Source organism: Massilia pinisoli, from assembly GCF_024753285.1.
GTDB lineage: Bacteria > Pseudomonadota > Gammaproteobacteria > Burkholderiales > Burkholderiaceae_D > Telluria > Telluria pinisoli.
Window position 1 is genome coordinate 301,047 of sequence record NZ_JANUGW010000006.1, and the last position, 7,411, is coordinate 308,457.

Here is a 7,411-nt window from a genome sequence, read left to right on the forward strand (position 1 = left end):
CGCGACCATGCAGAACGCCCACACGAAACCAAACCCGCCGGCGCCCGACACCGCGAACACCGACCCCGGCTTCAAGCTGCCCGGCCAGGACGCTGCGACGCCGCACGACGGCCTGCCGAAGACGACGCCCGACACCGCGACGCAGCCCGTCGAGATCGCGCCCGGCGGCGCCACCAATACGAGCGCGGCGCCGCTGCGCGACACGGCGGGGCGCGACATGGCGATCGCCGCCGTCGTCTTCGCCGTGCTGCTCGTGATTTACTTTTTCGTGCGGAACGCGTACGTGCACCACCTCGTCGTCAAGCGCGTGGCGCCGTCGTCCGCGGGAAGCGCCGGATGGCTGCTGTTCGTCGGCATGGGCTTCCTGTCGGCCGCCGTCGTGCTGGCCATCGTCAACGCGAGCCGCTACCTGACGCCCGCGATCACCGGACCGCTGGTCGTCGTCGGCGTCGTCACGCTGGTCGCCGCCTTCTTCGTCGGCCGCCGCTGAATTTCAAAGAGACCACCATGGCAGATTTTCCTGATCCCGCATCCCTGGGCAACAAAGCAGAATTGAAAGTCGACCTCCGTCCGACGCTGTTCATCGGCGCCGGCGGCACCGGCATGGAAGTCATGATGCGCATCCGCCGCCGCATCCTCGCGGCCGTGTGGAACCGCAGGCATCCGACCCGCGTCGATTCCATCGCCGACTTCCCCGTCGCGCGCTTCCTCCACTTCGATCTCGATGCGAACGCCGTCATCGACGAGGGCAAGTCGCAGCGCACGGACCCGTGGTTCGAGCTGGTGAAACTGACGGACGAAGAACGCCTCGTCGAACCGCTCGACCTGCCGCAATACCACGAGTCGGACGACAGCCTCGCGCGGTTCCCGCTGATCGAGAACTGGATGCCGCTGCGGCCGAAGAAACTGCGCTCGCTGGGCATCGACCCGTCGAAGGGCGCGGGCCAGATCCGCGCGCTGGCGCGTTTGTACCTGTTCGACAAATACCCGAAGCTGCGCGGCCGCATCAAGGGCGCGCTGAATTTCTTGAGCAGTAACGCGGGCATCGAGCGCAAGGAGAATTACCAGCGCCTGGGCCTGCAGGTCGATACGTCGAAATTCCGCATCGTCGTCATCGCGTCGAACGCGGGCGGCACCGGTGCGGGCAGCGCCATCGACCTCGGCTGGATTGCGAAGGCCGTCGCGCGCCAGGAGGTGTCGGACAGCCAGGTCGACCTCGTGATGTTCCTGCCGTCCGGCTATGCGAAAGCGAACAAGGAACGCACGGAGGCCAATGCGTACGCCACGTTGATGGAGCTGGAGACGAGCATGCGCGACATGAACGCGCGCGTGCAGTGGATGGAGCCGGACAGCATCGTCGGCCGCGGCACGCCGTTCGACGACGTGTATTTCGTCGATACGGCCAACCTCGCGAACAAGGCCACGCAGGACGTGAAGGACGTGTACCAGATGGTGGCGGACACGCTGTTCGAGGATTTCGCATCGGCCGATTTCGCCAACCGCAAGCGTTCCGTCGCGGTCAACCAGCAACAGCACAAGCTGGGGCCGTACAACCCGCGCGTGCCGGAGCAGCGCTTCGGCGACATGCGCCTGTCGTACTCGAAGGTGTATTCGGCATTCGGCCAGGCCGTGCTCGACACGCAGCAAAGCCTGCGCGAAGACATCCGTGCGTACGAACTGGCGGCGCTGATGGTGAAGGCGTTCTTCGGCCTCGTGGCCGCCGACGGCACGGCCGCGCGGCGCGCCACAGATCAGGAACGCGACGCGTTTATGCGCGAGCAGATGGGCATGGCCGAGCACCCGTTCGCGGAATTCCCCGATTTTAAAAAGGGCACCGTCGACGTCACGCCGTTCCCCGAATACGCGCTGACGGACATGCTCCTGCTCGACAAGGACCAGCGCTCGCTGCTGGAACGGGTCGAGAGCAAGGTGCAGCTGGAGATGGACCGCATCATGGCGTCGTACGACTTGAAGTTGTGGCGCGAGAAGGTCGTCGAGCTGCTGCCGCATCTGGAACGCGACGCGATCCGCGAGGCCGGCGCGACGGCGGAGACGAGCGAGGACCGCATCAAGCGCCATACGGGCGAGCTGCTCGCGCAACTGCGGCTGAACGTGCGGGGCCGCCTGTACATGCTGCTGGACGACCGCAAGCAGGGCGGCCTCGAATTCGTGCTGTCGTTGCTGGAACAGGTGAAGGCGCGCCTGGCGCAGCGCGATCTCGCGAACGTCCAGCGCAACGGCAAGCGCTACCGCGACGTGCGCGACGCGCTGCGCACGCGCCAGGTCGAGGAATCGCTGAACAACCTCACGCAGGCTGCGGGTCGCCTGTTCGGCAAGGATGCGCAGGCGCGCGAGATCATGAACCACCTGAAGCGCGACATCGCGGATTACCTGCGCTTCCACCTGCTCGCCGTCGCGGCGGGGCAGGCCGTCGAGGTGATGCACAGCCTGTCGGGGTGGCTCGGCGAACCGCAGGCGCCGGACGAGCACGGGCAAGTGCGCTGGAGCGGCGTCGCCGGCGAATTCCAGGAAGGGCGGCGCAATGTGGGCGCGATGCTGGCGGCCGTCGACCAGCGCATCGGGCAACTGCGCGCCGACGCCCGCCAGGAGCACGCCACCTACATCAAGCTTGCGAGCGACGTGCTGCCGGAACCCGTGCGGCTGACGGGCGACGTGAGCGCATGGAGCGAAGAGGTGCTGCTGGAATTCGGCGGTTCGGCGCGGCTGTTCCCGCAGCTGGGCGACGAGCGCATGCGGTCCGACCTGCTGCTGAAACTGTTCCGGCGCGCGCAACTGCAGCTGTCGGGCGAGCAGGCCGTGGCCGAGATCCCGGATCCGCTCGTCGAGCGCCTCGGCACGATGTCGCCGCAGGAGCGGCATCGCATCTTCTCCGAGTGGATCAAGAGCGCCATGCCGTGGATTAACGCGCGCTTCTCGGCCGAGTTCACCCCGAGCGCGGACCAGTTCAAGTGCTTCATCGGCGTGGGCGACCCGGCCGCGTGGCGCAAGCTGGAACCCGAAATCCGCGCCGCCGTGCCGACCGGGTTCTTCCACGGCGACCTCGTGTCGGTCGTGAACACGGGCGTGCCGGGACGCGCCGTCTGCTACATCGAATTGTCCGGCTATCCGATGACGGTGCTGCGGGGGCTGCCGACATGGCGCGCCAGCTACCAGATCGAGAACCCGAAGATACCCACGCACCTGCACTTCGATTCGACAAGGTTCCGCCATCCGATCTCGCCGTCGATGGACGAGCTCAATCGCCTCGCGGACGACTACGAATTCTTCCTCGCCGCGATCGCGCTGGGCGTCCTGCGCCGCAAGCAGGACGCGGGCGACCGCGAGGCCGCGTTCCAGCCGCGCGGGCAATACCTGTTCGAGGTCGAGCCGGGATCGGGCGAATGGCTCCAGATCGGCAACGAATATGCGATCCGCTCGAACGGCCTGCCGCCGTACTACCGCGAGCAGGTGATCGCGGCGACGCGCCAGCGCCTCGCGGCGATGGGTCCGCACCAGCTGGCGCTGCTGGCCGCGCTGATGCGCCACTACCAGTTGCGCGTGTACGAGCCGAAGCTGGAAGTGGACGAGACGGGCGCGCAGCTGCCGTCGCCGTCGCTGCCGTACATCACGGCACGGCGCCTGTACGACCAGTGGATGCGGCGCGCGGTGTCCATCGACCCGCAGCTGTCGCCCGCACAGGTCGAGGCCGCGCTGGCGCAGCTCGACACGTGGACGGAGACGGTGCCCGATTCTGCGTCCGATGCCTACGCGTGGGAAGTGGAGCGGCCAGCCGACAAGCGCGTGATCCGGCCCGAATTCCTTGCCACCGACACGCGCGCCGCGCAGGCGCTGGAACGCCGCGCGACGGCACCCGCGCTGCCGTCCGCGCAGTACGCGCCGGCCGAACCCACCGTCGTTGCGCCGACACCCGGCGCACCGGAGGGCGTAACCGCACCGAGCCTCGGGCCGGCCGCGTACGTCGTCGGTGCCACGTCCATTCCGGCGCGCTACAAGGTGTTCGTGGGCGGCGTCCAGCGCGGGCCGTTCGCGCTCGAGGAAGTCGTGCAGCAGCTCACGCGCGGCGAGATCGATGCGGGCACGCGCATCTGGAACATGCAGTGGAATCCGCGCACGGACAAGTGGAAGACGGTCGGCGACATCCCCGAGGTGATGGGGGCCATCGAAACCGCGATCCCCGATCCGGACGACGACGCCATCCCGGATCCGGAATAAGGACGCGCCGTGCAGGACGAAGCGATCTACCGCTGCATCAACGCCGCCTGCGCGCGCGGCATGCCGCGCCGCGTGAACTACTGCCCGTACTGCGGCACGGCGCAGGCGGACGGTGCGCCGGCGCCGTCACGAGAGGATGGGCGGCGCGCGGCCGCCATCGCCGGCGCGGAGGCTGCCGCTGCGCTGTCCGGCTGGTCCGATGCGCCCGGCACCGGCGAGGACGAAGCGCAGACGCCCGCGGTCACTGCAGGCGCCGCCGCGACGGCATCCGCCACGTCGGCGTCCGCCGCGGCGTCGACGACGTCCGCCGGCCCCGCCGCGCCCACGCCATCCGCGACCACGTTCGGCCACAGCGGCCGCTCCGTCGACCCGGCAGGCAGTGCGCCCGCCCGCGGCCGCGGCATCCCGTGGCCGCCGTCGCCCGCGCCGGCCGCCCGGCCGGCAGGCCGCCAGCCGATCCGTCTGCGCTGGTGGATCATCGCGCTGGCCGTGCTGTGGGCCGTGTGGCTGTGGGCGAGACCGTCGGCGCACAAGATCGACAAGCGCATCGACGCGGCGATCGCGCTCGCCCAGTCCTGCCAGGGCAAGCAGGCACAGGACGAACTGATTGCGCTGCGCAAGAGCCGCGCCACGCCGGAGCAGCTGGAACGGCTGCAGCGGGCGCTGAACGACGCGTCGGGCGCGTGCACGCGCAAGCGCCAGCGCGCGAGCGCGTGGAGCGAGGCGAGCAGCGCCGTCGAATCTGCGCTGGCCGCCGGCAACGCGGAGCGGGCGCACACGCGCCTGCAGGCGTTCACGAAGCGCTGGGGCGAGGACGACGACATGCGCGCGCTGAAGGCCCGCGTCGATGCGGCGCGCGGCGACCATCCGCTGGCCGTGCCGTCCCCAAGCGGGGACGCGCCGTCGGCGCGCAACCTCGTCCGGGAAGCGCGGGCGGACCTGGCGCGGGGCGACTACGGCGCCGCGCGCGACAAGATGGATTTATGTCTCACCATGGTCGACCCCACGGACCGCGACTGCGCCGCGTTGAAGCGCGATGCCGAGCGCGCGGCGGGCGGGCAATAACGGCCGTCACGTTGCCAGCCGTGTGAAGCCGTCGTCGGTCCACGCTTCGCTGCCCACGCCGTGGCGCACGAAGAACAGGCCGTCCGGATCGTACTTCTGTTTGACGCGTGCGAGGCGCGGATAGTTGGCGCCCCAGAACGCGGTCTGCCAGTCCTGCTGGAAGTAATCGCTTTCCGACACATACGAACCGGCGCCCGGCGCCACCGCGAGCAGCGCATCCATCGCGCGGGCGATCGCCTGCGCGCGGGTGCGGCCGCGCGGTGCGTCGACGGCATCGCCCGGCATGCCGGGGAAGTGCGGCCCGTCGCCGCCCGCGATGATCGCCAGTGCGAAGGCGTCCGTCACGGCCGGGTTGGTCGCGGTGTCGCGCGCGGCCGCGATGGCCTCGGCCGGTGCGCCGGCCAGCCCCTTGTTGAAGTGCAGCCCGACGCTCCAGTGCCGGCTGGCCTGGAACAGTGCGGTGGCGAGGCTCGCGCGGCGCGGTGCGTCGAGCAGGGATGCCGGCAGCCATGCCGACTTGTAGCCGTGGATGAACCAGCCCTCCTGTTCCGTGTCGCCCTTCCAGATCACGTGGTGCGCGGGTGCACCGGGACGCGGGTCGGCGACCATGAAGCCCGGTGCGTGCTCGCGGAAGAATGCGGCGTCCCACATGTGGCGCGCGGGCAGCGCGAGCACCTGGAACGGTTTCTCGAACGTATAGCCGGATTGCGCGCGCAGCCAGTCGAGCAGCGGCGCCCACGTGCGTGCCGCACCGGCCTCGTCGAGGTCCTGGAACACCATCGAGACGTCGACGGTGTTGTCGCCGTGGAGGGAAATCTGTTCGCCCCAGTGCGGGTTGAACAGCGCCGTCGCATAGAACTCGACGAGCTTGCCGAGCAGTGCGCGGAACGCGGCATCGTCGGCTGCGCGTACCTTGCAGAGCACGGCGCCGAACATGGCGGGCAGCTCGCGCGTGCGCAGCGTGAGCCGCGTGACGATGCCGACGCTGCCGCCGCCGCCGCCCTTCAAGGCCCAGAACAGGTCCGGGTTCGTGCATGCGTTGGCGATACGGACCTGGCCATCGGCCGTCACGACTTCCGCCTCCAGCAGGCCGGCGGCCGCCGTGCCGTAGCGCTTCGAAAAGCTGCCGAAGCCGCCGCTCTGCACGAGCCCCGCCACGCCGACGGTCGTGCACCCGCCGCCCTGCACGTAGCGGCCGGCGCGCGTCGTCACGGCATCGTAGGCGTCGATCCACATGGCGCCCGCGCCCAGCATGACGGCCGGCTGCGGCGCGGCGCCGCAGTTGTGCACGACGAACGCGGGGTCCACGCGCACGTCGTTCATGTGCCGCGTCCAGACGAGCAGCGAGTCCGGCGCGTCCGACGTTCCCTGGTAACTGTGGCCGCCGCCCTTGACGACGAGGCGCAGGTTGTGGGCGCGCGCGAAATCGACGGCGGCGACCACGTCCGCCGTCGTGCGCGCGGCGACGGCGTACGCGCTCGGCTGCGACGACCACGCGTCGAGCCAGCCGCTCGTGTGCGTGAAGTTCGGCTGGTCGCCCACGTCGAAGCCGTTCTTCAGGCGGGCGAGGGCGGTGGCGCAGGCGGAGCTGTCCGCACCGGCGGCGCAGCGGGCGAACGGCGCGTCGAGCTTGACGAGGCGGCCGCCCACGTCGCGCTTCAATTCATCCCATGCGGCGGCCGACGGCCAGCCGGGGTCACCCGGGCGCACGCGTGCGCGGCGTGCTGGCGCGGCCCACGCCAGGTTCGATGGAAGGGCCAGCGCGAACGGCAGTGCCGTCGCCGCCTTCAGAAGGGATCGTCGTTTCATCGCATCTCCGGGAAAGTCGCCGCATCCTGCGCGGCCGTCGATGGAGACTGTGCCGGACGGTGCGGTCACGTGCCAGCGGAATGTGGCGAATCGGGAGGCGGGCGGGGCGAAACGGATCTAGGCCGCTGTGCACGAACAGTTCAGTTCGCCACAAGCCCCCTTATGAACGCGAGCGGTTCCGGCGTGAGGTTCCAGCAAATAGTGTTTGCCACAAAAGCTCGGCGAACGGTTTTGCGTCGGTCGCTTGTAACAATACGGCTTGTCACAGACTGTAGGGGACAAGGGTGCGACAGTCCGCTATCGA

4 protein-coding genes are annotated in these 7,411 nt (G+C 69.6%); 3 read left to right on the forward strand and 1 reads right to left on the reverse strand.

Annotation, left to right across the window (positions count from 1 at the left end; genetic code table 11):
* The first annotated feature begins 7 nt into the window (after positions 1-7).
* Genes NX784_RS11260 through NX784_RS11270 form a run of 3 tightly spaced genes read left to right on the forward strand, consistent with a single transcriptional unit; the run spans position 8 to position 5,298 of the window.
* Entirely contained in the window at positions 8-490 is a 483-nt protein-coding gene (locus NX784_RS11260; protein WP_258816740.1) for a hypothetical protein, read from the forward strand.
* Between the two features lie 17 nt (positions 491-507).
* A complete protein-coding gene (locus NX784_RS11265; protein WP_258816741.1) occupies positions 508-4,233 on the forward strand; it encodes a tubulin-like doman-containing protein in 3,726 nt (1,241 codons plus the stop codon).
* A gap of 9 nt (positions 4,234-4,242) precedes the next feature.
* Positions 4,243-5,298, forward strand: coding sequence for a hypothetical protein (locus NX784_RS11270; protein WP_258816742.1), 1,056 nt, complete (start codon positions 4,243-4,245; stop codon positions 5,296-5,298).
* Between the two features lie 6 nt (positions 5,299-5,304).
* Here NX784_RS11270 and NX784_RS11275 read toward each other — a convergent pair whose 3' ends face one another.
* Positions 5,305-7,107: an FAD-binding oxidoreductase gene (locus NX784_RS11275; protein WP_258816743.1), complete on the reverse strand. Its 1,803-nt coding sequence runs from the start codon at positions 7,105-7,107 to the stop codon at positions 5,305-5,307.
* Between the last annotated feature and the right edge of the window lie 304 nt (positions 7,108-7,411).

Coding starts and splice junctions, on each gene's coding strand:
- NX784_RS11260 (WP_258816740.1), top strand. CDS start 8: ATGCAGAACGCCCACACGAAACCAAACCCGCCGGCGCCCGACACCGCG.
- NX784_RS11265 (WP_258816741.1), top strand. CDS start 508: ATGGCAGATTTTCCTGATCCCGCATCCCTGGGCAACAAAGCAGAATTG.
- NX784_RS11275 (WP_258816743.1), bottom strand. CDS start 7,107: ATGAAACGACGATCCCTTCTGAAGGCGGCGACGGCACTGCCGTTCGCG.